The sequence below is a fragment of the Paraburkholderia sp. CNPSo 3274 genome (genome assembly GCF_024206475.1).
GTDB lineage: Bacteria > Pseudomonadota > Gammaproteobacteria > Burkholderiales > Burkholderiaceae > Paraburkholderia.
Genome location: NZ_JAMBPR010000003.1, coordinates 60,508 through 86,862, shown reverse-complemented (window position 1 = coordinate 86,862; position 26,355 = coordinate 60,508). Strand labels below are relative to the sequence as shown.

Below are 26,355 nucleotides of genomic sequence, written 5' to 3'. Positions count from 1 at the left end.
AAACGGGATCTGGCGGCTGATCGCGCTTTGCGTGAGGTGCAGTTCGGCAGCCGCACGCGTGAAGCTGGCGTGACGCACGGCGGCTTCGAACGCGACGAGGCAGGGCAGCGGCGGCAGCGGCGTGATGCGCATGGAATGACTCGGGCGGGTCGTGGCGGGAAGATGTTGCCATACATCCCGCGGCGGCGGCCCCCAACAAAACTGCGCGCGCACCAGGTTGCGCGTGCCTGTTGCGAAAAAAACTTACTATTGCGTTGAATCTCTGCGCAACCAAGGGGGCGAAGATGAGTTCTGCCGAGAATGCGGCAACAGGTGGGGGCGCAGTGCAGTGGCACGCCATGCCCGCTGCCGAGATCGAGCGCCAGCTCAACGTGAATCCGTCGCAAGGGCTCGATGTGGCGGACGCCGCGCAGCGCCTCGGCACCTATGGGCCGAACGTCCTGCCGCTGGGCAAGAAAAGCGGCCCCCTCGTGCGGCTCCTTGCCCAGTTCAACAACGTGCTCATCTACGTGCTGCTCGCGGCGGGCTTCATCAAGCTGATGCTGAGCCTGTGGCTCGACGCCTCCATCATCTTCGCGGTGGTCATCCTCAACTCGCTGCTGGGCTTCCTGCAGGAAGGGCGCGCCGAGAAAGCGCTCGACTCGATTCGCAACATGCTCTCCGCAGAAGCGCGCGTGCTGCGCACCGGCGAGGTGCGCCTGATTCCCGCAGACGAGGTCGTGCCCGGCGACATCGTGCTGCTGGAATCGGGCGACAAGATCCCCGCGGACATCCGTCTCGTGGAGGCGAGGAACCTGCGCACGGAAGAGGCAGCGCTCACGGGCGAATCCGTGCCTGCGGAGAAGAACACCGGTGCGGTGCCGGCACAGGCTACCGTGGGCGACCGCGAGAATATGGCCTTTTCCGGCACGATGGTCCTCTCGGGCCGCGCAACCGGCATCGTCGTGGCGACGGGCAGCCAGACGGAGCTTGGCCGCATCAACCAGATGCTCGCCGAGGTCAGGTCGCTGGAAACGCCGCTGCTACGCCAGATCAAGAAGTTTGGATACGTCATCACCATCGCTATCGGCATCCTCAGCGTGCTGCTCTTCGCATGGGGCCATTGGCTCGGCCACATGACCTTCATCCAGTTGTTCCAGGCTGTGGTGGGCATCGCGGTCTCGGTGATCCCGGAAGGCCTCCCAGCGCTCATTACCATCACGCTCGCCATTGGCGTGCAGCGCATGGCGAAGCGCAACGCCATCATCCGCCGCCTGCCCGCGGTCGAAACGCTGGGTTCCGTCTCGCGCATCTGCTCGGACAAGACCGGCACGCTCACCCTCATGGAGATGATGGTGACTTCGGTCGTGACGGCGGACGCGCCCTATGAAGTCACCGGCGACGGCTACGCACCCGAAGGCGAAGTCCGCGCGGGCGGCAACGCGCTCGGCGCCGCCCCGCCGGAAGTCCTCACGCTCATGGGCCGCGTATCCATCCTGTGCAACGACGCCGGCCTCTTCGAAGAAGACGGCAAATGGAAAGTGGAAGGCGACCCGACCGAGGGCGCGCTCTACCCGTTCGCCGGCAAGCTCGGCATGGACCGCGGCGCGGAAGCCGCGGCCGCGCCACGCATCGACGGCATTCCCTTCGAGTCCGAACACAAGTTCATGGCCACGCTGAACCGTTCGGCGCAAGGCGAAATGCTGCTCGTGAAGGGCGCGCCGGAAGTGATCATCGAAAATTGCGACCGCCAGCAAACGGCAAGCGGCCCCGCGCCGCTCGAGCGCGAGCGCTTTGCGCGCGAAGGCGAGCGGCTCGCTTCGCAGGGCGAACGCGTGCTGGCGCTGGCCTGGCTGCCCGAGCCCGGCCTCGAACTGGGCAACCTCGGCCCGCAGGACCTGCCGAAGACGCTCGTACTGCTCGGTCTCGTGGGCCTCATGGACCCGCCGCGCAAGGAGGCGATCGACGCGGTGCGCGAATGCCACGGCGGCGGTATCCGCGTGACGATGATCACGGGCGACCACAAGGTCACGGCCGCCGCGATTGCGGGCATGCTCGGCATCGGCGACGGCAAAACGGCCGTGGCCGGCACCGAGATCGAGGCGATGAACGACGCCGCGCTGCAGGAATGCGTGCGTGACGTGGACGTATTCGCGCGCGCGAGCCCCGAGCACAAGCTGCGGCTCGTGAAGGCGATCCAGGCCAACCGGCAGGTGGTCGCCATGACGGGCGACGGCGTGAACGACGCGCCCGCGCTCAAGAAGGCCGACATCGGCGTGGCGATGGGCATCAAGGGCACGGAAGTCACGAAGGAAGCTGCGGGCATGATCCTCGCCGACGACAATTTCGCCTCGATCTCGGCGGCGGTGAAGGAGGGGCGCACGGTCTACAACAACATCGAAAAGGCCATGCTCTTCATGCTGCCCACCAATATCGCCCAGGGCGCCGTGATTGCCATCGCGATCCTGTTCGGCTTCGTGCTGCCGATCACCGCGCCGCAGGTGCTGTGGGTGAACATGGTGACGTCCGTCGCGCTTGGCCTCGTCATTTCGTTCGAGCCTCACGAGGACGACGTGATGCAGCGCCCGCCGCGCTCGATCGACCGTCCTATCGTCACACCATTCGGCGTGTGGCGCATTCTCTTTGTCGGCGCCACGCTCGTGCTCTATACGCTCGCCTCATTCTTCTGGATGAAGTCGCAGGGCGTCTCGGACTCGATGGCGCGCACGGCGGCCGTCAACGCCATCACGCTGGGGCAGGTCTTCTATCTGCTCAACAGCCGCTCACTGATCAATTCGGCGCTATCGGTACGCGCGCACATGGGCAACCCGTATCTCTGGTACGGCATCGGTGCTGTCGTCGTGCTGCAGATTCTTTTCACCTATACACCGCCTTTTCACGCTGTGTTCGATACCGAGTCCCTGCCGCTCTCGGCCTGGCTCTGGCTCGTGGCGGGCGCGATCCTGTTCTTCCTCGTGGTGGAGATAGAGAAGCTCGTCATTCGCTCGATACCCGCGCTGAAGAAGTCCGTGAGCCCGCAACAGCGCGGCGCGGCCACAAGGCAGTACCATGACGCGTAGAATCGTTTCGTCCCGACTCGAGAGCGAGGGCCCAATGCCATGCTGCCTGGTGCGAACCTGAACCTGGTCGAGGTGACCGGATTGCTGGTGGGCGGCCTCGCCCTGTTCCTGTTCGGGTTGGATCTCATGACAGGGGCGCTCAAAACGATTGCCGGGGCGCGCCTGCAATCGCTGCTGGGCTCGCTCACGGCCAACCGGTTTCGCGGCGTGCTTGCCGGCGCGGGCATCACGGCGCTCCTGAATTCGTCGACCATCACCACGGTGCTGCTGGTGGGCTTCGTTTCCGCGCGGCTCATGACGCTGCTACAGTCCGTCCCGATGATCATGGGCGCCAATATCGGCTCGACGCTCACCGCGCAGATCATCGCGTTCAATATCTCCGCGCTCACGCCTTTCATGCTCGGCGGCGGCTTCCTGCTCTATGGTTTTGCGAAACGCGAAACGCTGCGCGAACTGGGCGGCGCGCTGCTCGGCCTCGGCCTGCTGTTTCTCGGCATCGAGATGATGGGCAACGCCACGCGGCCCCTGCGCGATTACCAGCCGTTCATCGACGCGATGCAGAACATGCGCAATCCGCTCATCGGCATCGTGATCGGCGCGGTGTTCACGGCCATCGTGCAAAGCTCGGCGGCCACGCTCGCGATCGTGATCGCGCTAGGCAGCCAGGGGCTGATTCCGCTCGAATCGGGCATTGCGCTGATACTCGGCGCGAATGTGGGCACCTGTGGCACGGCGCTGCTCGCTTCAATTGGCAAGTCGGCGGAGGCGGCGCAAGTCGGTATCGTTCACCTGATCTTCAACGTGCTTGGCGTGCTGTTCTTCGCCTTTGTGATTCCACAGTTCGCCGATTTCGTGCGCATGATCTCGCCTTCCGCGCCCGAACTGACCGGCGCTGCGCGCCTCGCGGCGGAAACACCGCGCCAGGCCGCCAACGCGCACACGGTGTTCAGCGTGTTCAGCACCTTCGTGCTGATCTGGTTCACCGGGCCCATTGCGAAGCTCGCCGAACGCCTGGCCCCGGTGCGCCGCGAAGGGTGGCAGGATCCCGGCGTGCCGCGATACCTAGATGAAACGCTGGTCGAAATGCCGGCGCTCGCCATTGCCCGCGTGCAACTCGAACTGGCTTCGCTCGGCAAGCTCGTGCAGATTCTCGTCGAGCACAGCGCTACGCTCCTGGTCGAAAGCTCCACGCAGGCACTTTCCACAGTGACGAACGAGGACAAGGCGGCGGACTCGCTCAGCACCGCGATTCTCACCTACATCGGCAAGCTCTCCGACGCCGTGCAAAGCGACGACGAAGGCCGGCAACTGGTGGATCTCGCGCGTATTGCGACCTGCCTCGACGCCATCCGCGATGTGGCCACCACGAGCATGCTCGCGCTAAGCCAGAGGCGCGCCGCGCAAAGCGCGGACGTGACCGTGTTGGCGAGCAACCCCGAGCTGTTGCGATTCGCCAGGTCCGTCATCGAGCAATTCACGCTTGCCGTGCAGATGATCGCGCACCCGGAGGCCGACGTCGTGACGGGCATCGTCAACGCCAAACCGGAAATCGAAGCCCAGTCCGACTCGGCACGGCAGCACATCATGTCCGCGCTGCAGTTGCGCAACGAGGGTGCGGCGTTCATTTTCCGCTTCGCCAACGACGTGATCGAGCAGTTGAACGAGGTGGCGCGGCTCTCCCGCGCCATCGCCAAGGCCACGCGGTGGCTGCACGATGTGAAAGTGCTGGAGCCTCAAGACGCTGAGGCCGTGGCTGAGACTGAGGCTGAGACCCAGGCCTGAAGAGACGGCACGCGCATGCTGCGCGTGGCCTTCAACGCGTAGCGCTCGACGTCAGGGCATGAGGATCGCTCGTGGGCATCGCTTCGAGAAAGCCGCGCCCCATCTCCGCCTCGAAACACGCAGCACTTCCCTCCCAGACGATGCGCGCATGCTCCAGCACATAAACGCGGTCCGCGTGCGGCAGGGCGAAGCGAACGTTCTGTTCGCCCAGCAGCACCGTAATGGGCGTGGCCTGCTGCAGCGCATCCAGCGCCTTCGAAAGTTGCTCGAGGATCACGGGCGCGAGCCCGAGCGTCGGTTCGTCGAGTATCAGCAGCCTGGGCTGGGGCATGAGCGCACGCGCAATGGCCAGCATTTGCTGCTCGCCGCCCGAGAGCGTGCGCGCGGTTTGGCCCTGGCGCGACTTGAGGATGGGAAAGAGGTCGAAGAGCCACATGAGCTGCTTTTTGCGCACGTCGTCCGATAGGCGATAGCCGCCGAGTTCGAGATTCTCGCGCACCGTCATGTCGCCGAACAGTTCGCGCGTTTCCGGGCATTGCACAAGGCCCGCGCGCGAGACGGCCGCCCCGCTCATGCCCTTCAGATCGCACCCGTCGAAGCGGATCGTCCCCTTGTACGGCAGAAGGCCTGAGAGTGCGTTGAAAAGCGTGGTCTTGCCCGCGCCGTTGAGGCCGACCACCGAAACGAACTCGCCCTCGCGAACGTGGAGGCTCACGCCGTCGAGCGCGCATGCCTTGTCGTACAGCACGCGCACGTTGGAGACCTCGAGGATGGCGCGCTTCGCCTCGCCCGCGAAGCTCGCCCGCTGACGCAACTCCAGCTTGCCACCCAGATACACGCGGCGCACCGTTTCGTTTTGCATCACTTCTTCAGCCGTGCCTTCGGCAATGCGCTCGCCAAGGTACATGGCGAGCACGCGGTCGGCGAGCGCGGAAAGGCTCTTGACGTTGTGATCGACCAGCAGCACCGCGCGGCCCTCCGCGCGAAAACCGCGAATCAGCTCGGAGAATGCCTCCGATTCCGCAACGGTTAGTCCAGCGAACGGCTCATCGACGAGCACGACCTTCGGGTCGCGCGCAATCGCCTTCGCCATTTCCATCCGGCGCAGGTCCGCGAACGGCAGCGTAGCGGGATGCCGGTGCATGACGGCGGCCAGACCCACGCGCGCAGCGATTTCCTGCGCGCGCTGATGCACATGCGGCTCTGCCGCGAGCTTGACGAGCGAGTCCGGAAGCAGCGCGAGCTTGATGTGCTCCAGCACCGTTTGCCGATGCAGCGGGCGCGAATGCTGGAACACGATGCCCACGCCCGCGCGCGCAATGCGGTGCGGCGCCCAGCCGGCCATCTCCACGTCGCCGACCTTGACCGAGCCCGCGTTGGGCCGCTCGATGCCCATGATGAGCTTCATCACAGTCGACTTGCCGGACCCGTTGGGCCCGATCAGGCCCAGTATCTCGCCGGGCCGGATGTCGAAGCCAATGTCCTTCACCGCGACGAGACCGCCAAAGCGCTTGGTCAGCCCGCGTACTGAGAGCAGCGGCGTGTCGTTCATTGGCGTTCCCTCGTGCGCAGCAAGTTGCCAAGCAAGCCGTCCGGAAAGAACAGCAGCGCCGCGAGCGCCACGGCCGCGACGACGAACGTGTTGAGCTGGCCGAGCGGTCGGAGGAACTCGCCGGCCACGATCAGGAAGATCGATCCGAGCACGGCGCCGAGTATCGTGCGGCGGCCGCCGAGCACAGCCGCGATGATGATTTGCACCCCGACGCTCAAGTCCACCACCGTGCTCACGGAAGCCGTGCCTTGATAGAACACGAGCATCGCGCCCGCCACGCCCGAAAATACGGCGCTGATGCAAAAGGCCACGAGCTTGTGCCGCGTGACGTTGAAGCCCAGCGCCTGCGCGCCGGTGGCGTCCTGGCCGCTGGCCTGCAAAATGAGGCCGATTGCCGAGCGGGAGAGGCCGAACAGCAGGATCGCGCAAACCACCAGAAACGCCAGCGCAATCCAGTAGTTGTGGTTGGCGTCGACGGACATTACGTCGGGCACCATCATGCCGATCTCGCCGCCCGTCACGCCCGCGAAAATCACAATGGCGTTCTGCAGCAGCAGCACGGCCACGAGCGTGACGAGACCGAAGTACGGACCGCGTAGCCGCAGCGCGGGCACGGCGAGCAGCACGCCGCCCACCAGCGCGACGAGGCCGCCCGCGATCACGCAAACGGGAATCGGCAGACCCCAATGGGCGTCGATGATCGCCGCTGAATAGGCGCCGAGGCCAATCAGGAACGTCGGGCCGAAATTCACCTCGCCGGCGAAGCCGAACAGCAGATCCCACGACATCGCGAACACGCCGAAGTAATACGCGACCGTGAGCACGCCGAGGATATACCCCGACATCCACCAGGGCAGCGTGGCCGCCGCGACGGCGAGCAACGCGGCCACCCATACCCCATGCGAACGAAGAAGACCGGACATGTCGATGTGCTCCCTTCGCTCGGTTAGCGACGGCCCAGGAAGCCCTGAGGCCGCACATACACGACGAGCACCAGCAGCAGCAGCGCGGGCAGCGGCCGCAGCGTCGGCGCAACGAGATACGCGGTGACGGTCTCCAGATAGCCGACCACATACGCGGCCATCAACGACCCGGAAACGCTGCCAAGTCCGCCCAGCACCACGATGGAGAACGCGCTCGCTGTCAGCTGCCCGGCGTTGTTCGTACTCACGCCGAGGAACGACGCCAGCAGCACGCCCGCAATGCCCGCCAGCACGCCGTAGATGGTCCACGCAAGCAGATAGATGCGCGAGAGTTCGAAGCCGAGCAGCGTGAGACCGCGCGGATTCATCGAAGCGGCGAGCAGCGCGTTGCCCGCGCGCGTGCGGTTCACGAAGAGCCACAGGAGGCCGATCACAGCCCAGCAGACCGCGGCGATCATGATCTCGTTGAACGGCACGCGCACGCTGCCAATCATCGCCACGCCGCTGATGAGCGGGCGCATCGTCACCGGGTTGTCGGTGAAGAGCCAGGCCATGCCTTGCTGGATCATGATGCCCCACAGCAAGGTGCCGGTGAGCACGAAGATTTCCTTCTCTTCGTTCGGAATAGCGGCGGAACGCTGGATAGGCCGCACCACCATGAGGTAGGTAATGTAAGCCGCGACGAGGCCGGCGACCACGCCAAGCAGCGTGCCGAGGTAGGTGCCGAGGCCCGCTTCGCCCGCGAGCATCCAGCCCATCAGCGCCGCGACGAGCATCACGCCGCCGTGCGCGAGATTCAATATGCCGGAAACACCGAAAATCAGCGTGAAGCCGATGGCGCCGAGCGCGTAGAGCGAACTGATGGCAAAGCCGTCGATGAGGATCTGCAAGAGCAGCATGCGCGGCCTTTCATGTGGATTGGCGTGTCGCAACATACGCCGTGCGGCCCATCGTCAGGCGAAGGGCCGCACGGCGCGACGCACTACGAAGGCAGCGTCGTGATGTGCAGGTATTTGCCGTCGATTCTGAAACGGCGCAACTGAATCGTCCCCGTCCATGATTCGTTCCACGAAGCGTCGACGTGGTGGCTCACCAGGTCGCCCTCGATGCTCCACGTCCCCGCGTATGCGCACGAACCATTGAAAAGCGCGATGCGCTCGGCGTCGGTCGGCACGAGATCGGCGGGCGCAGTACGGTTCTCCTCGAGCAGAATCGCGTACATCCGCTTGTCGGCGCCGTAGTTGAGATAGCCGCAAGGGTGAGCGCCGAACAAATCGGTCTTTTCTCCGGTGGCCAGATCTTTGGTCGTGAACGATTGCAGCTTCCATGTGCCAAGCAGCGCAGCGCTGCCGGTTTGCTTTGCTCGTGCCATGGCTTTCCCCTTCACGACAACTTAAGCAGCACGCTACGCCCCTGGCGACGAGACGCTCACTCGCGGTCCTTGCCCCAACGCCAGCGAGGCGGCTCGCCCTTGAGCCAGCACACCGCCGAAAGCGCGAGCGTCGCGAGTATCACGAGCCCCGCAAACGCGAACGGATACCCATGCGGTTCAAAAAATATCGCGCTCAAAGCAATCGACAAGGCATACACCACGAGCACCACCCAACCCTGCCAGGTGAGCGGAAGTCCCCACCCCCAACCATAGCGTTTGGCTCGAAACCAGTATTTGCCAGTGCCTGACATTTCCTCATCTCCCACGCCGCTCGGGTCGCCGGCTTGCGCCTCTAACGTTGCGCAACTTCAGGCCGATGCCGTATGGCACACGGCCTCGACCCGGTTGCCGGCCGGATCGACGAGAAAGGCGGCGTAATAGTCGGCGTGATAATGCGGCCGCAAGCCTGGATCGCCATCGGAGCGGCCGCCCGCCGCGAGACCGGCTGCATGGAACGCATCGACCTGCGCGCGCGAAGCGGCCTTGAAGCACCAGTGCCGTTTGTTCGGCTCGATGGCGCTGGCGTCCAGATAGACGGAAATATACGACGATTGCGTTTCGGCGGCATCGCAACGCTCGCCGTAGCCGAGCGCGTTGGGGCGGTCATAGACCTTGAGCGCACCCAACGTGTTCATGATCGCATCGTAGAAGGGGCGCGCTGCGTCGAGATCGGGAACGCCGATCGAAACGTGATCGAGAAGCTGCATGGTGCTGGAAGTCCACAGTCGTGATTGCACGACTATAACCGGCGAATTGCACCACGCAGCGTTTGCCTTACCCCGCGCGACCGGTGCGGAACACCGAAACCGCGGCATTCAGCCGGTGTGCTTCGTTTTCGAGCGACGATGCCGCAGCCGTTGCCTGCTCAACGAGTGCCGCGTTCTGCTGGGTCACGAGGTCCATCTGTCCAACCGCGATGTTGACCTGATCGATGCCCGTGCTCTGCTCCGCAGCCGCCGATGCGATCTCGTTCATGATCGCGCTCACGCGCGCGATCGCTTCGACGATTTCGCTCATCGTCGAGCCCGAGCGCTCGACGAGGCCCGCGCCCGTTGCCACGCGCGAGGTCGACGACTCGATGAGTTCCTTGATCTCCTTGGCCGCCGCGGCGCTACGCTGCGCAAGCGAGCGCACTTCGCTCGCCACCACCGCGAAGCCGCGCCCTTCCTCGCCCGCACGCGCCGCTTCCACAGCCGCGTTGAGCGCGAGAATGTTGGTCTGGAACGCAATGCCCTCGATCACGCCGACGATCTCGCCCACGCGCCGCGAGTCGCCCACGATGTCCTGCATCGTGCCGACCACTTCGCGCGAGAGCGCGCCGCCCTGCGCGGCGAGACCGGAAGCGCCCTGGGCGAGCGTGCTGGCCTGGCGTGCGTTTTCGGCGGTCTGCTTGACGGTGGAGGTCAGCTCTTCGATGCTCGCCGCCGTTTCCTCGAGCGATGCGGCCTGCTCCTCGGTGCGCTGCGAAAGATCCGTATTGCCCGCGGCAATCTCGCTCACGCCCTTGTCGATCGACAGCGCGCCTTCGCGCACGCTGCTGACCGTCTTGATGAGTGCATCCTGCATTTGCCGCAGCGCGGCCTGCAGGCGGCCCATTTCGTTGTTGCTCGTCGTCTGAACCGTGCCGCTCAGATCGCCGGCGGCGATGCGCTGGAACTGCGCGATGGCCGCGTCCACGGGATGCACGATCGCGCGCATGAGCGCCGCGCGGCCAATCCACGCGAACAGCAGCGAGAGCACCATGCCCACGCCCACCGCGACGCTCACCGCATTGAAGCGGTCCTGTGCCTCCTGGTAGCGCTGCGCGCCGAGGTCGATCTGGCGCTTCTCGAGCACGAGCATCGCCTTCTCGTAGTTGCTGTAGAGCGTCGGCAACTTGTGGCCCTGCAGTTCCTGGAACGCAGTCTTGTCGCCGGCCTTGAGTGCCGCCAGCGCCGGATCGACGCCATCGCGCAGAAAGCTGTTGCGCTTAGCCTGCATGTCGGCGATGAGATCCTGCGCTTCGCCTTCTCCGCTCGCTATCGACAGATAGTGGTCCAGACGCTCGTTCGAGTTCTTCAGGTACTGGTCGAAGCGCTTGAGCACCGCGTCCGCTGCATCATGGTCGCCGAGATCGGAAAGCGATGCGTTGGTGGCGAGCGCGAGGCGCAGACGCAGCAACTGCCCGGCGCTGCCTTCGAGGTCGGCGACGGCCGGCGTATCGACGGTGTACATAGTGCGCAGCGACTCGTTGCCTGCTCGCATCGACAGGAGTCCTGTGGCGGCACCGACAATCAGGACGATGCCGAAGAAGGCGATCATCAGGGTCAGGCTCGCGCGTATCGACAGCTTGTGAAGCATTCCTGGTCTCTCTTACGTGGGGTGCGCGGCTCTGGAGGCCGCGCGTGTCCCAGTCGTCTTTCATCGAATGTTCCGGTGCGCTTGCCCAGTGCAGCCCAGGCGTTCAGGCTGATTAAGCGCCCAGTACATAACAACGGCAGGAGAGGTTGTGAACTTTATGGTTCGCAGCAAAGAAGTTCGACCGTTAGCAACACTTCGTAATACAGACCAACATGTGGGATGCATTCGAGTCAATCCGCATCATGCGCTGGCTTCCTCCGCACCCGCCTCGCCCTCGTCCATCGGCACGAGATAGCGCAGCACGTCGCGCCAGCTCACGATGCCCACGGGGCGAAATTCGGCATCCACGATGGGGATGCATGAAATCTTGTTCGAGAGAAAGAGGGCCACGGCGTCGGAGAGGCTCGCCTCGGGCCTCAGCGTGAGCGGCTTGCGGCTCATGATCTGGTGCACGCGCTTGTTGAGCGTGCCCAGGTCGCGCGCGGATTCGACCACGCTGTCGATGAACGGGCTGATCGCGCGCAGCAGGTCGCGATCGGAGACGACGCCTTGCAGCTTGCCCTCTTCGACCACGAGCAGATGGTGAAAGCTCGCCTCGGCGAAGATCTCGCGCACGGTAGCGAGCGTGTCGTCGAAACCGATGGTGACGACACGGCTCGTCATGAATTTCTCTACTTGCATACCTTCCAGACCTGAGTGGGTTCGATGTCCCGAGCCGGCCTATGCGCAGCAGATTCTGGTGGCGGCTCGGGGCTTCAGCCCGTTATATCGACCGCGGGCGCGTAAATCTTCAGTCTGGAAAGCGGCGTGGGGCGCGCGCGGACGGCGCGCCCCACAAGTTTCATGCTTTTGTCATGCTTCGAGCGCGAGCGTCGCGAAGGTCGCGAGCCAGTGCTCGCCCATATAGTCCCCGGCCACGTGGTCGAGCGCGCTGGCCAGATGCAATTGCGCCGCATCGTTGAGGACGGCCACGCGAGCGTCGCCCGCGGGCAGTGCGCGTGCGAGTGAGCGCTGACACCACGCGCGGCTCAGATTGAGCCCGTCGAGGTGGGCGATCTTGCCGTCGCTGCGGTCGGTCACGGTGGCCGGCGTAAAGAGCGTGACCGGCTCTTGCGTAACGAGGTCGGGCAAAAAGCGCGTGAACCACGGCTCGAAATCCCGCGCGCTCAGTACGCGGCTCATCAGCAGGGCCACGCTCAGCGCGGGAGAGAGGAATTCGTCGCCGCCCGGCTCCCACGCCTGGCAGCCCGCGTCGTTCGCGTGCCAGCGCGTGGCGGTGTCTTCGATCAACGTCACCAGCGCCGGACGCGAGGTGGCTTTCGCGAAGTCGTACGCGAGCGTGAGCGCGAACGCCGTATTGAAGTGCGTGCCCACGCGCAGCGGATAGGTCGCCTTCGGCAGGAATTCCTCGAAGCGCTCGACGAACCAGTCGGTGAGCGGCGCCAGCGCCGCCTTCCAGCGCGCGGCCTGCGGCAGCTTCAACGACTCAACCTGCGCCTCGACCTGCGCCGCGAGCGCGAGCAGCCACGCCCAGCCATAAGGGCGCTCGAAACCGCGGTTGTGCGCGAGCGTGAGGTAGGCCATCTCACCGGCCATCTTCTCCGGCGTGAAGTGCTCGTCGACCACGGCGACGATCTGCGGCCCCTCGGGCAAGTCGGGAAAGCGCTCCAGCAGATGCAGCACGAGCCAGTAACCGTGCACGCACGAATGCCAGTCGTAGCTGCCATAAAAGACCGGGTGCAGCGCGCGCGGGCCCTGCACGTCCTGCGGGCCGTCGAGCGAGTGAGTCAGCTTGTTCGGGTACTCGCGCGTGAGGTGGGCAAGCGCGAGCGAGGCGAACTTCGAGGCATGGGCGTCGGTGAGGTGTGTGGTCATCGTGATCTCATCAGAACCGGAAAACGAAGGCGTACATCAGCAGCGTGTTGACGACCAGAAGCAGCACGGCGGTCGGCCATTGCGCCTTGATCACGCCGTTCTTGTCGCTCAGTTCGAGCAGCGCTGCCGGGACGATGTTGAAGTTTGCGGCCATGGGTGTCATGAGCGTGCCGCAGAAGCCCGAGAGCATGCCGATCGCGCCAAGAATAGCCGGGTTGCCGTGGAACTGATGCACGATCAACGGCAGGCCGATGCCAGCGGTCATCACCGGAAAGGCGGCGAACGCGTTGCCCATGATCATCGTGAACAGGGCCATGCCGAAAGTGTAGGCGGCCACGACCGCGAACGCCGAATTTTGGGGAATCCAGTTCGTGACGAGCTCGGACACCACGTGGCCTACGCCCGCCGCGGCGAACAGCGCGCCGAGCGCCGCGAGCATTTGCGGCAGGATGGCGGCCCAGCCCACGGCGTCCATGGTGTGCCGCGCGCCCTTGAGCGCTTGCACGGGCGAATCGCGCAACATGACGAGCGCCGCGCCGAACGCAACGAGCGTGGCAATCACGAGCGAGATGAGCGTGACGTTCTTCGCTTCGACGAAGGGCGCGTACTTGAGCGTGAGCGTGCCGACGAGCGTCACGACGGGGATGAGCAGCGCCGGAATGAAGAGCCGGCTGCCGAAGCGCCGCGCCCCTTGCTCGCGGCGCGCCTCGGCCTTGGCGTTGTCGTTGCTCGTGGAGCTGCGGCCCAGCTTGCCTGAGCCCGCGATCAAGGCGAGCGCGATGGCGAGGCACCCCATCACGAAATGCGGCAGCACGCCGCCGAACAGGAACGTCACGGCGTAGACGCCCCAGAACACGAAGTTGATGACGCGGCGCGGGTTCGCGCGGTCGAGCAGGTTGAAGACGGCGAACGACGCGAACATCAGGCCCGCGACGACATAGAGCGATTCGAGCTTGATCACGATGCGGCTCCCTGGCGGCTTGCGGCGCCCTGCGCGTTGGCCGCGCCCAGGCGGCGCGAAAGATTGTGATCGAGCAGCTTCAGACGCACGCAGTGGATGAGGAGCGCCGCGAACGCGGTGGGAATCGCCCAGACTGAGACCTGCAGCGGCTGAACGATGATGCCGTTCTGCTCGAGAAAGCCCTTGATGAGCAGGATCGACTGGATCGCGATAAAGATGTCTTCACCGAAGAACACGGCGATGTTGTCCACGGCCGAGGCGTTGGCGCGGATCTGCTGGCGCACAGCGTCGGGCACCTCGCCGAAGCGCTTCGTGGCCGCGGCTTCGGCCATCGGCGCGATAAGCGGACGGACCATCTGCGCGTGGCCACCCAGCGACGTGAGGCCGAGCGCTGCCGTGATCTGGCGGATCACGAAGTAGAGCATCAGCACGCGGCCAGTGGTGGCGGCGTGCACGCGCGAAATGAGGTGCTTTGCCTGCTCGCGCAGGCCATTGCGCTCGAGCAGCGCGATCACGGGCAGCGTGAGCCAGATGAGGCCCATGTAACGGTTATCGGCGAACGCCTTGCCGAAAGCGCTGACGATCTCGACCGTGTGCAGGCCGCCCGCCAGCCCCGTTGCAACACCCGCCGCGGTCACGACGAGCAGCGCGTTCAGGCGCAATGCGAAACCGATCACCACGATCGGCACCCCTATCAAAACCAGCATCTCTCCTCCGCCTTATCGGTTTCCGCCGGACTCGTGGACCCGGCCGCGCGGGCGCGCGCTTCCCCATTGCGCCCAATTCAGCCCAGGAATCTATCACGACAATTTATCGATAAATAGTCGATAAAGTCTTTATACGGGAAGTCCCTGGGCGACGCACACCGGGTGGAATCGAATTGATGCCGCCGCAGCGCGGCGCGGGTCTGGGGTTGGCGGGCTTGGCAGTTAGTTGCATCTGCAGCGCCGGATTTGAATGCCTGCGCGCGCATCGGCGCGACTGCGCGGCATGAATCAGGTGTCGAGATGGAATGCGTGTTGATCGTTTGCCGCTTGCTGGGCGTCGTGGAACGACAACTCGACGCCAATACGCTCGCCGCTGCGCACCCGGCTGATGGCATGCCGGAGGTTCACACGGTAGTTAGCGCTGCTGCCTTTGAATGGCCGCTGGGCCGTGGCGATGATCGCCGCGTCACCCAACCCGAGCGGAACGACCGTCGGGCGCGACTGCATGCGCGGACGCTGCTCGGTCAGCACCAGTTCGCCGCCCGTGAAGTCTTTCCCCGGCGCCGTGAGCAGGGCGACCACTTGCAGCGGAAACACATGCTCTCCGTCGCTGCGTTGATGCAGCGCCAGGTAGTCGTCGCTGCCTAGATGGTTCAGATGCGACTGCGCCTGCGTTTGCCCCGCTCGCCGGTTGTGCTCCAGGAATTCATCCAGATCCGCCGGGAATCGATAAGGCATGCCAAGCATCTCGTTCCATCGATTGGCGATGGGCGCCAACTGACGATAGAGGTCCGCACGCCATTGCGCCCATGGCTGCGGCAGAGCAGCGCTGAAATACAGCAAATCGCCACGGCCGAGATCGAGCGAATCCAGCGAAACGCGGCGCAATGCGTTCGATGCGAGGGCCTCGCGCGCGAGCCTGCGGGCTCCGTCCGCGCCAGCGAGCCGAGGCAGTACCGCATAGCCTTCGCTGTCCAGTTGCGAGGCGATTGCGCTCCAGTTCAGCTTATCGAATGTGTCGGCAGATGGAGTCATAGGTAAGGACATATTCGTGTCAAAAACCCGGGAGCGTTGCCGTCTGTGGAACCTCGCGCGTGACCGCAATCGCCTTCTCGTGTTCGAGCAGCCAGCGCTTGCGATGCGAGCCCCAGGCGTAGCCCTTCAACTCGCCGTTGCTGGCAATCACGCGATGGCACGGCACGACAATAGCGATGGGATTCGCGCCGTTCGCCGCGCCTATGTCGATCGCCGCGCGCGGGTCTTCGAATCCCAACGCTTTCGCGAGCTTGCCGTAACTGGTGGTGCTGCCAGCCGGAATGTGGCGCAACGCGGCCCAGACACTTTGTTCCAGGTCCGAACCCGCCATGACGACCGGCAGAGGATCGAGCGCGTTCAATTCGCCGGAGAAATAGCGCGTCATGGCGTCGGCGATCGAAGCCGGCGCGGCGGCGTCGATCAATTCGGCACCGCCGTGACGTTCGCGCAGGCCACGATGCAGCCGCGAGCGGTGATCAGAGAATTCGAGCGCGTGCAGCCGCTGCTGCGCATCGCTCACCAGCATGAGGTTGCCAAGCGGCGACTCGATATGGCTGAGAAACAGTTGCATCATGCGCTCCTTCGCGTCGTGTGCGCGCTAGCGTGAATCGTGAAAAATCAGGCCGACGGTATGACGCCTCCCGCTGCGCACCACGCTCACGCCGTGCCGCATGGCGACCTTGCGCGTGCTGCCGCGCCGGTTCGCAGCCGGCCGCTGGTTGACGGTGAACAGCACAGCGTCGCCCTGCTCCAGCGGAATCACTTCGGCACACTGACCGTTCGACGCGCTCTGCGTCATCACGAACTCGCCGCCCTCGAAGTCGACGCCGGGCCGTGAGAGCAGCATCGCCACCTGCAGCGGAAACACATGCTCGCCGTAGAGGTCCTGGTGCAGGCAGTTATAGTCGCCCGGGCCGTATTCGAGGATGAGCGGTGTCGGGCGCGTTTGCCCCGCGCGGTGGCATTGATCGAGAAAGGCTTCGAGGTCGGCTGGGTACCGCGTGTCGATCCCCAGTTGCTCGTTCCAGCGGTTGGCGACAGGCGCGAGGTACGGATAGAGCGCATGCCGCAACCGCTGAAGCAGCGACGGCAGCGGATACGCGAAGTACTTGTACTCCCCGCGCCCGAAATTGTGACGCGCCATGACGATGCGCGAGCGAAATCCATCGTCCCTCGCGTAAAGGGCAGCGAGCTGCGCGCACTGCTCGGGCCTGAGCACGCGGGGCAGGACGGCATAGCCGCGCGCGTCGAGCGATCGCTCGATCTCGACCCAGTCGTAGGTTCCGGATTCCGGCTTGTCTGCCCGCATGGCTCCGGTTTTCATCGCGTGTCTCCCTCGTCTCGCAACCGGCATTTTCGCCGATCTCGCATACAGACCAACGATACGCCAACGCGCCGCGCGTTCCGATCCGATTGTTGCGCTCTAATTCGGCGCGCGCCACGACGTGAATACCTCGCGAATGTCACGGCAAGAAACGGGTATCTGCGCGGCTTGCTGGTCGATATCGTTCATTTCAGGCGGAGCAATCCTGCTTCACCGTGAATCGAGATCAGCAAGGAGTCGAACATGTCGATGGAAGAGGACAACAAGGCGATCGTTGGCCGCTGGTTCACGCGTTTCTGGGGCGAAACCTGCGACCTCAGCGTCGTCGACGAGCTAGCCGCGCCGGACATGCTGCTCAAGTATTCGCTGCACGAGCCGCGCCGCGGGCGCGAGGACATCAAGGCGTTCATGACCGGCTTTCGCGCGGCGTTCCCCGATCTGAACTTCTGGGGCGCCGCCGGCCTCATCGCCGAAGGCGAGTTCGTGGTAGGTCAGTGGGAAGGCGGCGGCACCCATTCAGGCCCGGCGTTCGGGGACTTTCTCGCGGGATCGTTGCCGGCGGCGAGCGGCCGCAAGATGCATTTCACCGGCACGACGGTGTTGCGCCTGAAAGACGGAAAGATCGTCGAGGAGATCGGGCTCGACGACGGCGTAACAGCGCTCACGCAGCTCGGGCTCATCAAGCGGGTCTGACTGCGCCACGAACGGAACGTCTCACGTAGGGAGTCGAATCATGTCACTGCTTGCTCCGCTCCTCCCCCTTCACGCGCTCGCGGCTCACCGCGGCGACGGGCTGCGGCCTGAACTACTCGCACTTTTCTTGCGCCATGCCCAATCCGATGCCGGACTCAGCGCGAGCATCGATCCCCCGTGCGTGGAAGCCAGTCAGGCGCCGCCGCACTGCGCCAGGACGTTGGACTGCGCATCGAGCCACACGGGAATGGCATCGAGCTTCGAGCCAGCGCACGGGCCTTCAATGCACTGCCCGTCTTCGAAGCGAAACAACGCGCTGTGATGCGCGCACATGATCACCTGCGCGCGATACGTCGGCACACGGCCGGGCTCGTAGTCGAGCGGCACCGAGAAGTGCGGGCAGCGGTTCACGTAAGCCCAGACTTCGCCGGCACGCCGCACGACGACGACCGGCCGCCCTGCCAGCGCGGCGTCGATCACGCGCGCGCCGCCATCGGGCACATCGTCAAGGCAACACAGGCTCACGGTCTGCATGACTCACACTCTTTGCTCAGGATTACCAAGATTCCAGTCCCACGGACGAATCTCGACATGTTCGAACAAGCCCGCCAGTGTATAAGGATCGTCGCGCACGAAGCGCATCACATCGTCGTATCCTTCCGCCTCGATCACGAGCAGCGTGCCGTTGAGCGCGTCGCAACGCGGCGCGAGCGTCGACCCGCCCAGCCGCACGAACACCCCGCGCTGCGAGGCCGAGCGCAGATAGGTGCGATGCACCGCACGCACGCGCTCGCGGACTTCGCGCATGCCAGGCTTGTCGGTCGCGAATACGGCGTAGTAACGCGTGTGCGGTCTCATGCGCGCTCCAGCACGAAGTCGTAGCGCGCCTCGCGAAAGCTGTCGGCGAAGCCGAACTGCTGCGCGCCCGCCCCGCCCGCCGGGTGCTCGCGATAATCCACGAGCAGCGAGGGCTTCACGCCGAACACCGCGTCCGAGTCCAGATACGGGTCGTTCTGGTTGAACAGATGCGTGACGAGCGTGCTGTGGCCCGGCGCCGTGATCATGAAGTGCAGATGGGCGGGCCGCCACGGATGCCGACCCGTGGCGTTGAGCATGCGGCCCACCGGGCCGTCGGTAGGAATGGGATAGCACACAGGCACGATGGTGCGGATCGCGTAGCGGCCTTCGGCGTCGGTGCGATAACGGCCACGCAGGTTGCCGTGAGGCTGCCCGGTGTCCTGCCCAGAGTACATGCCGTTGTCCGCCGTCTGCCACACGTCGAGCAGCGCGTTCGCCAGGGGCTTGCCGTCGGTCGTGAGCACGCGGCCATGCACGAGGGCCGGCGTACCGGGCGTGAACGCCATGTTCTCGCCGTAGGCGCGTTCCGGCATGCCCTCGATATAGAACGGGCCGAACACCGTCGTATCGGTCGCGCCTGTCGCGTAGCGATGATTGATCGCGTCGACGAGCATGGACACGCCCAGCGTGTCGGAAAGCAGGATGAATTCCTGGCGCACGACGTCATCGCACATCTGGCCCGTTTCGGTCAGGAAGCGGATCGCGGCGAGCCACTCCGCCTCCGTAGGCTCGACTTCGCGCACGTAGGCGTGCAAATGCCGCACGAGGCTTTGCATCAGTGTGCGCAGGCGCGCGTCGGGTGTGTTCGCGAACCGGCCCACGACCTGTTCCGTCAAGGCGCGTTCGGCCTCGGTGCCATGCATCGACATGGTTGTCTCCTTTCCTCTGTTTTGTGCGCCACGCGCGCGGCGTGGCGCGGCCTGACTAGCGCGGCGCCACGCCTTCCCACGCGCGTTGCAGCAGTGCGCGGATCGCTTCGCGCTCCAACGGTCGCGGATTGGGGTAGGCATTCGTGCACGCAAGGTCGGCCGCTTCGTCGAGGCCCGCTTCGGGCATGCCGATTTCCTCGAGCGACAGTGCCATGCCGAGCGACTCGTTCAACGCGTAGAGCCGTGGCCCGGCCTCGTCCGCATGCGCGCCGCCGAGCGCACGCGCCACGCGCTCGAGCGCCTGTGGCGCGGCCGCGTGGTTGTAGTGCGCCGTATGCGGCAGCATGACCGCGTGCGTTTGCGCATGCGGCAGGTTGAAGGTGCCGCCGAGCGTGTGGCAGAGCTTGTGATGCAGCGCCATGCCCACAGCACCCAGGCAACTGCCCGCGAGCCACGCACCGTAGAGCGCGCGACTGCGCATCGCCGCGTCGTCCGGGCGACGCACGACAGCCGGCAGCGCTTCGCCCAACGCGCGAATCGATTCTTCGGCCATCAGGCTGATCACCGGGTTCGCGTCCTCGGCATAGAGCGCCTCCACCGCGTGCGCCATGGCGTTCACGCCCGAAGCCGCCGAAATGCCGGCGGGCAGCGAGACGGTGAGCGACGGGTCGTAGATCACGGTGCGCGGCAGCACGCGCAGGTCGCGCCCGGTCTTTTTCAAGCGCCCTTCGGTGAGACCGTAGATGGGCGTCATCTCCGAGCCCGCATAGGTGGTGGGCACGGCGACGATCGGCAGCGCCGATTCGAGCGCGATGGCCTTGCCAAGGCCGATGGTCGAGCCGCCGCCCACGGCCACGCAGCACTGCGCGTCCAGTGCCGCCGCCTTCTCGCGCGCGGCCCGTGCGACCTCCACAGGCACGTGCATGACCGCTTCGGCATGGATGCCCGCGGCGCGCTCGCCGAGCAGGCGCGCGACTTCTTCAGCAAGCGCGCGCTGCTCGGGCGTCGAGAGGATCAACGCGCGGCGCGCGCCCAACCGGTCCACTTCTTCCGGCAACCGCGCGAGGTTGCCCCAGCCGAACACCACGCGCGACGGCAAGCCTTGATAGACGAAGTGATCCATACGTGCCTCAACGCTTGAAGTGCGGCGGCACCTGGGCATCCACGTTGACCCACACCGAGCGGGCCTCCGTGTAGTCGTGCATCGCCTCGAAGCCCATTTCGCGACCGTAGCCCGATTGACCGACGCCGCCGAACGGGCTGCCCGGATTCACGCGCTTGTAGCAGTTCACCCAGCACATGCCCGCATGAATCTTGCCCGCGATGCTGTGCGCACGCGAGAGGTCGCGCGTCCACAAGCCGCTGCCGAGACCGTAGTCGGTGCCGTTGGCAATGGCGAGCGCCTCTTCGTCGGACTTGAAGCGCAGCACGGTCGCGAACGGACCGAACACCTCTTCCTGCGCGATACGATCGTCCGGCGTCTTCGCCTCGATCACCGTGGGGCGCACGTAGTAGCCGTTGGCGAGCGCGGGGTCCTGGGGCACGCTGCCGCCCGTGAGCACGCGCCCGCCCTGCTCGCGCGCCACGTCCACAAAAGCCTTCACGCGTTCCAGATGCTGCAGCGAGGTGAGTGGTCCCATTTCTGTTTCGGGATCCAAAGGATTGCCGACACGAATCGAAGCGGCCAGCGCCACGAAGCGTTCGAGAAATTCGTCGGCGATGCTGTCGTGCAGCACCAAACGCGAACCCGCAATGCACGCCTGGCCCTGGTTGTGGAAGATCGCCCAGGCCGCGCCGTTGATGGCGGCGTCGAGATTGGCGTCGTCGAACACGATGTTGGCACCCTTGCCGCCCAGTTCGAGCTGCACGCGCTTCAGGTTGCCCTGCGAGGCCTCCACGATGCGCCGCCCCGTAGCCGTCGACCCGGTGAAGGCGATCTTGCCCACGCCCTCGTGCTCCGCGAGCCGCTGGCCGGCCGTGTGCCCATAGCCCGGCACGATGTTGACGACGCCCGCGGGAAAGCCCACTTCCGCCATCAGTTCGACGATGCGCAGTGTGGAAAGCGGCGTGATTTCCGAGGGCTTCAGCACGACCGTGTTGCCGGCCGCGAGCGCCGGGCCCATCTTCCAGCTCGTGAACATGAGCGGGAAATTCCATGGCACGATCTGGCCCACCACGCCAATGGGCGCACGCTGCACGTAGTTGAGAAAACCCGTTTCGACCGGAATGACCGAGCCTTGAAGCTTGTCGGCCATGCCGCCGAAGTAGCGGAAGCACGCCGCCGTGCGCGGCACGTCCAGCGCGCGCGAGTCGCGAATCGGGTGCCCGGTGTCGAGCGATTCGAGTTGCGCGAGTTCTTCGCCGTTCGCTTCGATGGCGTCGGCGAGACGCAGCAGCAGGCGGCCGCGCTCCGCGGCCGGCATCGCCGCCCACTGCGGGAAGGCGCGCGTGGCGGCGGCCACGGCCAGATCGATGTCGGCGGCGGTGGCGGCGGCGATCTTCGTGATCAGCGAGCCGTCGTGCGGATTGAGCACGTCGATGGTGCCGCCCTCGACGGCGTCAACGAAGCGGCCGTCGATGAACAATTGCGTTTGCATGAGTAAATCCTCGATTGATGCTTAAGGCTGCTGCCTAACTGCGAAACTCGTTCAGAACTCGACCGGATACGGCTTGAGTTCGCCACTCTCGTAGCGCGTGGGCAAACCGGCGGTCGCGTTCTCCCACACGAGCAGCATCGAACGCTTGGTCGAATAGCCCTGGTGACGAATATCGGCGGGCATCGCGCAGATGTCGCCCGCGCGCATGGTGATGCGTGCACGCGGCGCGCCGGTGTTCTTGTCGCCGATGTCCCAGACGATCTCGTCGGAGAGCTGCAGGAACCATTCCACGCGATCGTTGCCGTGGAATACCGGCAGGATGTACTCCTCGGTCGTCGGGCAGAACAGGCTCTGGCCGCACACCGAAGTGACCGAGGGGTTCCATGTCACGTCCGAGCGCGAGAGATACTTGAAGAGGTTGAACGCGTGCAGCTCGCCTTCGAAACCGGGCTCGGCGTGCACTTCGGGGCTGTCCTGTGGCACGTCGGTGAAGGCGCGGTTCACCGGGAGGTCGTCGCGCAGCGGCGAGTCGCCTTCGAGGCCCGGCATGCGGCGCGTGGCGATGCGCGTGCGCTCGATCGCGGCGTCGTTCTCGCCATGCTTGCGGCCGAACGCGGTGCCGGTTTCCTCGGGCGCGGCGAACGGGTCGAAGCCTTCGTTGGTCCAGTCGTGCAGGATCGCCTTGAAGGTCGCCATGATGGTGGGCGTTTCGAAGGTCTCGATATAGTCCACACCGGCATCCTTCATGATGCCGTTGAACGAGCCCGCATACACGTCCACCTTGCCGTAGTGGTTGCGCGTGCCGAACACGTGGTCGAAATTGACCCAACCGTAGAAGAAACCCCAGGCCACGTCGCGCATCATCGCGCGCAGGAAGGCGTCGGCGGGGATGGCGTGCGTGCGGGTCTGCCCCTTCGCGGGCCACAGCACTTTGACGAAGTATTCGTCGCGCGTAAATTCGAAGGCGCCGAGCGTGTAGCGGCGATAGCCGGTCACGGCGTCGGGCTCGCTCGCGCGCACGGTGTCGGCGGCAAAGCCTGCGGAATGGTCGAGGGTTTCGAGGGTGGCCATTTGGTGTCTCCAGTAGTCGAGTGATGGGTTGGCGTGTGTGCGTTCAGTGCAGGCAGATATCAGCCCACTTCTGGACGGACAGTTCACCGACCATGGTCTGCACGAGCGCCACGCCAGCCTTTTGTGCGCTGAAGCGGTACGCACAGCCTGCCGGCAGCAGCGCTTGATGCCCGCTGCGCAGCACCACGTGGCCCATCTTGCGGCCTGCAGGCTGCTCGCCTGCGTCGACCGTGCCCTTACTGTCCTTGAGCGGCGTATCGAGCTTGACGAAGTCGATACGCACTTCGCCATCCATCAGGATGACGAACTCATCGTGTGCGCAGGCGAACCAGCGCGACTGTCCCTGGATGCGCAGCACCTCGATCACGTATTCGAGGTTCTTGCCGACCACGACCTTCTCGTAGGGCGCCGAGCTTGCGGCAACTTCGAAGACGTTCGAGAAAACATAGTGGCGAGCGTCGCCGCTCGTGATTTCGATCTCGCCCTTGCGGTACTGCTCGAGCGAGCCGAAGACGGTGTGGAATGTCGAATCGGTCATGGCTGTCTCCTGTTTTGGAAGGTGTCGTTGGAATCAACTTTAGGAGCGCTGCGGGTCGGCTACAACCAGCGGCCAGGCGACTACGGCATTCGCGTTTCGCAAACAATCGCGGCAGGCAATCGCCGCAAGCGCCGCAAGCGCTAGCGCACCCAGCCGCGCTCGATCAGCGGCACGTCCCACGCGGGCTCGGGGCCCAGATACTCGGCCAGAAACTCCACCAGCGCCTTCACTTTCAAGGCCTGACGCTGCGTGGAGGGATACACGGCTGCAAAGCTCAATGCCGAAAGGTGGTAGTCGGTAAGAATCGGCACGAGCGTGCCGTTGAGGAGCGCCTCGCTCGCCACGAGCGTAGGCAGGCACACCACGCCGCCGCCCGTGAGTGCGTAGTCGCGCAGCAAATGCACCGAGTTCGAGCGGATCATGCCGGGCAACTCGATCTCCACGACCTCGTCGCCGCGCGCCATCGTCCAGCGGTTGCGCGAGGGATAGCCCGAATAGAGTGCTGTGGTGTGCTGCAGCAATTCGCGAGGATGCTGCGGTGCGCCATGCTCTGCCACATAAGCGGGCGTGGCGCAAAAGAGCCGCCGCACCGAAAAGAGCCGCCGTTCGATCAGCGAATCGGAAATAGGCGGGAAAATCTGGAAAGCGACGTCGAAGCCTTCTTCGATCGGATCGACCACGCGGTCGTTGACGATCACATCGAGCTGGATGCCAGGATAGCGGCGGTTGAACTCGGCGAGCGGCGCGCCGAAATGGCCGAGCGCGAAACCCGGCAATATCTGGATGCGCAGCCTGCCCGTGGGCGTGGCGCGCAGTTCGCGCATCTGGTCGGTCAGTTCGTTCACGCGCCCCACCACCTCCGCGCATTCACGATAAAACGCCTCGCCGACTTCGGAGAGGCGCACGTGCCGCGTGCTGCGATGAAAGAGTGGTGCGTTGACGAACTTCTCCAGTTGCTGGATCCGGTTCGTCACGACCGAACTGGTCACGCCGAGTTGCCGGGCCGCTTCCGCGAAACTGCTCGTTTCCGCCACGCGCACAAAGGCTTCGATGCTCAGGAATCGGTCCATGCTCCTCTCTTCTTCACGGGTTCGGGCCATCCAAGTATAGGGCCCGCTCCCAGTCGCCCGCGCCGCTCCTGCACGGGCTGCGCAACCGCAGAAGACGACACGGACAGCGCTCGCACGCTACTCGGCCTGCCCCGCTGCAGGCAAGGGCGCGGCGGGGGCGGCGGCCTCGCTGCGCCGCAGCTTCGCGGGCGCGGTTTCCTTGAGGAAGAGGCTCACCAGCACCCCGAGGAAAACAGCGCCAATGGGCAGCCACAAAATGTTCTGGATACCGAAATGCGCTGCAACGAATCCGGCGAGCGCGGGCGCCACGCCGCCGCCAAAGATTTCGCCCGCGCCCACCACGAGCCCGATCGAGGTCGACACCATGCCAGCCGGCGCGGCTTCAGTGGCAACCGGTCCCGAGAGCAGCGAAACGAGGCCGAGCGTGAAGAACGACGCCGCGAACAGCACCACGAAGAGCGCGAGCGGCTGCGCGCCGAGACCGCGAAACACGATCAGCATGACAGCGGTGCCCACGAAGCCGAGGACGCTCGCCAGGCGCCGGCCCAGCAGATCCGAAAGCCCCGGCAAGCCGAACTGTCCGACGAATCCGCCAAAGCCGATTGCCGAGGCCACGACGCCCATGCGCTGCATATCGAGCGAAAGATACTGCGTGAGATAGAGCGGCAGCATGGCGCCGAGCACGAACACGCCCGTCATGGCGCAGAAGAGCGCGACCATCGCCACGGGAATGTTGCGGCTGCGGATCACGTCGCGCCAGTGGCCGGGTTCGGCCTTCGCCGCGGGCGCACCCGCGCTACGCGTCAGCGCACCTTGCGGCTCCCGGATCACGCGGTACATCAGCAAGCCGAGAATGAGGCCCGGCACCGAGACGAGTGCGAACACCCCGCGCCAGTTCATCACGCCCAGCAACTGCGTGGCGATGATCGGCGAAAGCGCGAGCCCGAACAGCGCGAAGCCGCTTTGCTGAAGCCCGAGATTGAAGCCACGGCGCTTGGGGTGCGAGGCATCGGCCGTGGCGGCGAAGCTGGTTGGGCAGAACGAGCCTTCCGCCACGCCCATCAGCGCGCGCATGGCCAGCAGGCTCGCGAAGCCGCCTGCGAGACCCGAGAAGCCCGAGAGCAGCGAGAACGCGATGATCGCCGGAATCAGCACCTTGCGCCGCCCCACCTTGTCGGACATGCCGCCCATGACCGCCGCGAACACGCCCCACGAAAGGCCGAGTATGCCGATGCAATTGCCGACATCCTGCGCATTGAGATTGAGGTCTTTCATGATCGACGGGAACAGCGGCGCGATCAGCCAGCGGTCGAGGCCCACGAGGCCGAAGCCCAGCGCCAGCAGCGTCACGGCCTTCCATTCGTAGGCCGTGTCCCATGTGTTCGGTTTCATCTCTGTCTCCTTGGGCCGGCCGAATGCCGCGCCACACGCTCATGTTTGAAAACGGTGTGCGACGCGACGTGCACCACTGCTCACTTGCAGGACGTCATCGGCATCGACGACGCCAAGATAGTCGCAAGCGCGGCGTAATCAGTACCGGATAACGCCCGAATACGTCATTCGCGGATCGCGAACAATCGGGCGCGCCAGTCCAGCGGGCACGGCAGGCGGGACGCTGCGAGCGGAGCGCGCCACGCATTGCACCGCGGCGCGCCCACCCCAGGACAAT

The 26,355-nt window shown here is 65.1% G+C and carries 26 protein-coding genes and 1 pseudogene; 3 read left to right on the top strand and 24 right to left on the bottom strand.

All coding sequences use genetic code 11. The annotated features are described in order from the left end of the window. Positions 1–6 precede the first annotated feature (6 nt). A pseudogene (locus tag M3I54_RS02660) lies at positions 7–132 on the bottom strand (LysR family transcriptional regulator); the annotation flags it as partial. Positions 133–284: 152 nt separating this feature from the next. Here M3I54_RS02660 and M3I54_RS02655 point away from each other — a divergent pair. Together M3I54_RS02655 and M3I54_RS02650 are read left to right on the top strand one after the other, a co-directional pair. Beyond that, entirely contained in the window at positions 285–3,059 is a 2,775-nt protein-coding gene (locus tag M3I54_RS02655) for an HAD-IC family P-type ATPase (RefSeq protein ID WP_254332818.1), read from the top strand. Positions 3,060–3,098: 39 nt separating this feature from the next. Continuing rightward, positions 3,099–4,841 (top strand): Na/Pi cotransporter family protein, encoded by a 1,743-nt coding sequence (locus M3I54_RS02650; protein WP_254332817.1) that lies wholly within the window; start codon positions 3,099–3,101, stop codon positions 4,839–4,841. A 31-nt stretch (positions 4,842–4,872) separates the two neighbouring features. Here M3I54_RS02650 and M3I54_RS02645 read toward each other — a convergent pair whose 3' ends face one another. The 14 genes from M3I54_RS02645 to M3I54_RS02580 all read right to left on the bottom strand — a co-directional run bounded on the left by M3I54_RS02645 (position 4,873) and on the right by M3I54_RS02580 (position 16,990). Then, a complete protein-coding gene (locus M3I54_RS02645) occupies positions 4,873–6,393 on the bottom strand; it encodes an ATP-binding cassette domain-containing protein (RefSeq protein WP_254332816.1) in 1,521 nt (506 codons plus the stop codon). Further along, positions 6,390–7,316 carry a branched-chain amino acid ABC transporter permease gene (locus M3I54_RS02640; RefSeq protein WP_254332814.1) on the bottom strand — a complete coding sequence of 309 codons (927 nt, stop codon included), beginning with the start codon at positions 7,314–7,316 and terminating at the stop codon, positions 6,390–6,392. The genes M3I54_RS02645 and M3I54_RS02640 overlap by 4 nt, the downstream gene beginning before the upstream one ends. A 23-nt stretch (positions 7,317–7,339) precedes the next feature. Then, the gene (locus M3I54_RS02635) at positions 7,340–8,215 is read right to left on the bottom strand and encodes a branched-chain amino acid ABC transporter permease (RefSeq protein WP_254332811.1); all 876 of its coding nucleotides are present in this window, start codon (positions 8,213–8,215) and stop codon (positions 7,340–7,342) included. A gap of 83 nt (positions 8,216–8,298) precedes the next feature. Continuing rightward, positions 8,299–8,688, bottom strand: a complete 390-nt coding sequence (locus M3I54_RS02630) for a lipocalin-like domain-containing protein (protein ID WP_254332809.1) — start codon at positions 8,686–8,688, stop codon at positions 8,299–8,301. A gap of 56 nt (positions 8,689–8,744) precedes the next feature. Further along, positions 8,745–8,999, bottom strand: a complete 255-nt coding sequence (locus tag M3I54_RS02625; RefSeq protein WP_254332808.1) for a hypothetical protein — start codon at positions 8,997–8,999, stop codon at positions 8,745–8,747. Positions 9,000–9,056: 57 nt separating this feature from the next. Further along, a complete protein-coding gene (locus tag M3I54_RS02620; protein WP_254332806.1) occupies positions 9,057–9,455 on the bottom strand; it encodes a VOC family protein in 399 nt (132 codons plus the stop codon). A 67-nt stretch (positions 9,456–9,522) separates the two neighbouring features. After that, a complete protein-coding gene (locus M3I54_RS02615; protein WP_254332805.1) occupies positions 9,523–11,088 on the bottom strand; it encodes a methyl-accepting chemotaxis protein in 1,566 nt (521 codons plus the stop codon). 240 nt (positions 11,089–11,328) lie between these two features. Then, entirely contained in the window at positions 11,329–11,769 is a 441-nt protein-coding gene (locus tag M3I54_RS02610; protein WP_254332804.1) for a CBS domain-containing protein, read from the bottom strand. 171 nt (positions 11,770–11,940) lie between these two features. Further along, entirely contained in the window at positions 11,941–12,963 is a 1,023-nt protein-coding gene (locus tag M3I54_RS02605) for a DUF2891 domain-containing protein (RefSeq protein ID WP_254332803.1), read from the bottom strand. A 10-nt stretch (positions 12,964–12,973) separates the two neighbouring features. Next, a complete protein-coding gene (locus tag M3I54_RS02600) occupies positions 12,974–13,924 on the bottom strand; it encodes a DUF979 domain-containing protein (protein ID WP_254332802.1) in 951 nt (316 codons plus the stop codon). Then, positions 13,921–14,631, bottom strand: a complete 711-nt coding sequence (locus M3I54_RS02595) for a DUF969 domain-containing protein (RefSeq protein ID WP_254332801.1) — start codon at positions 14,629–14,631, stop codon at positions 13,921–13,923. Before M3I54_RS02595 ends, M3I54_RS02600 begins: the two co-directional genes overlap by 4 nt. 288 nt (positions 14,632–14,919) lie before the next feature. Further along, the gene (locus tag M3I54_RS02590; protein ID WP_254333015.1) at positions 14,920–15,666 is read right to left on the bottom strand and encodes a 2OG-Fe(II) oxygenase; all 747 of its coding nucleotides are present in this window, start codon (positions 15,664–15,666) and stop codon (positions 14,920–14,922) included. A 19-nt stretch (positions 15,667–15,685) separates the two neighbouring features. Further along, on the bottom strand, positions 15,686–16,237 hold the full coding sequence (locus M3I54_RS02585; RefSeq protein ID WP_254333013.1) for a methylated-DNA--[protein]-cysteine S-methyltransferase: 552 nt from the start codon (positions 16,235–16,237) through the stop codon (positions 15,686–15,688). A 27-nt stretch (positions 16,238–16,264) separates the two neighbouring features. Continuing rightward, positions 16,265–16,990, bottom strand: coding sequence for a 2OG-Fe(II) oxygenase (locus M3I54_RS02580; protein ID WP_254332800.1), 726 nt, complete (start codon positions 16,988–16,990; stop codon positions 16,265–16,267). Between the two features lie 243 nt (positions 16,991–17,233). Here M3I54_RS02580 and M3I54_RS02575 point away from each other — a divergent pair, with 243 nt between their 5' ends. Next, positions 17,234–17,683, top strand: a complete 450-nt coding sequence (locus M3I54_RS02575) for an ester cyclase (protein WP_254332798.1) — start codon at positions 17,234–17,236, stop codon at positions 17,681–17,683. A gap of 192 nt (positions 17,684–17,875) precedes the next feature. Here M3I54_RS02575 and M3I54_RS02570 read toward each other — a convergent pair whose 3' ends face one another. The 9 genes from M3I54_RS02570 to M3I54_RS02530 form a co-directional block, all read right to left on the bottom strand. Then, complete coding sequence (locus tag M3I54_RS02570) at positions 17,876–18,217, bottom strand: Rieske 2Fe-2S domain-containing protein (protein ID WP_254332797.1); 342 nt, start codon at positions 18,215–18,217, stop codon at positions 17,876–17,878. Positions 18,218–18,220: 3 nt separating this feature from the next. Then, complete coding sequence (locus M3I54_RS02565; protein WP_254332796.1) at positions 18,221–18,541, bottom strand: YciI family protein; 321 nt, start codon at positions 18,539–18,541, stop codon at positions 18,221–18,223. Then, the gene (locus tag M3I54_RS02560) at positions 18,538–19,410 is read right to left on the bottom strand and encodes an intradiol ring-cleavage dioxygenase (protein WP_254332795.1); all 873 of its coding nucleotides are present in this window, start codon (positions 19,408–19,410) and stop codon (positions 18,538–18,540) included. The genes M3I54_RS02565 and M3I54_RS02560 overlap by 4 nt, the downstream gene beginning before the upstream one ends. A gap of 55 nt (positions 19,411–19,465) precedes the next feature. Next, positions 19,466–20,533, bottom strand: a complete 1,068-nt coding sequence (locus M3I54_RS02555; RefSeq protein ID WP_254332794.1) for a maleylacetate reductase — start codon at positions 20,531–20,533, stop codon at positions 19,466–19,468. A 7-nt stretch (positions 20,534–20,540) separates the two neighbouring features. After that, entirely contained in the window at positions 20,541–22,007 is a 1,467-nt protein-coding gene (locus tag M3I54_RS02550) for an aldehyde dehydrogenase family protein (protein ID WP_254332793.1), read from the bottom strand. A 51-nt stretch (positions 22,008–22,058) separates the two neighbouring features. After that, positions 22,059–23,078 (bottom strand): hydroxyquinol 1,2-dioxygenase, encoded by a 1,020-nt coding sequence (locus tag M3I54_RS02545; protein WP_254332792.1) that lies wholly within the window; start codon positions 23,076–23,078, stop codon positions 22,059–22,061. A 43-nt stretch (positions 23,079–23,121) separates the two neighbouring features. Next, positions 23,122–23,616, bottom strand: a complete 495-nt coding sequence (locus tag M3I54_RS02540; RefSeq protein WP_254332791.1) for a hydroxyquinol 1,2-dioxygenase — start codon at positions 23,614–23,616, stop codon at positions 23,122–23,124. 140 nt (positions 23,617–23,756) lie between these two features. Next, positions 23,757–24,686: a LysR family transcriptional regulator gene (locus M3I54_RS02535; RefSeq protein ID WP_254332789.1), complete on the bottom strand. Its 930-nt coding sequence runs from the start codon at positions 24,684–24,686 to the stop codon at positions 23,757–23,759. A 117-nt stretch (positions 24,687–24,803) separates the two neighbouring features. After that, positions 24,804–26,078 carry an MFS transporter gene (locus M3I54_RS02530; protein ID WP_254332787.1) on the bottom strand — a complete coding sequence of 425 codons (1,275 nt, stop codon included), beginning with the start codon at positions 26,076–26,078 and terminating at the stop codon, positions 24,804–24,806. Positions 26,079–26,355: the final 277 nt, after the last annotated feature.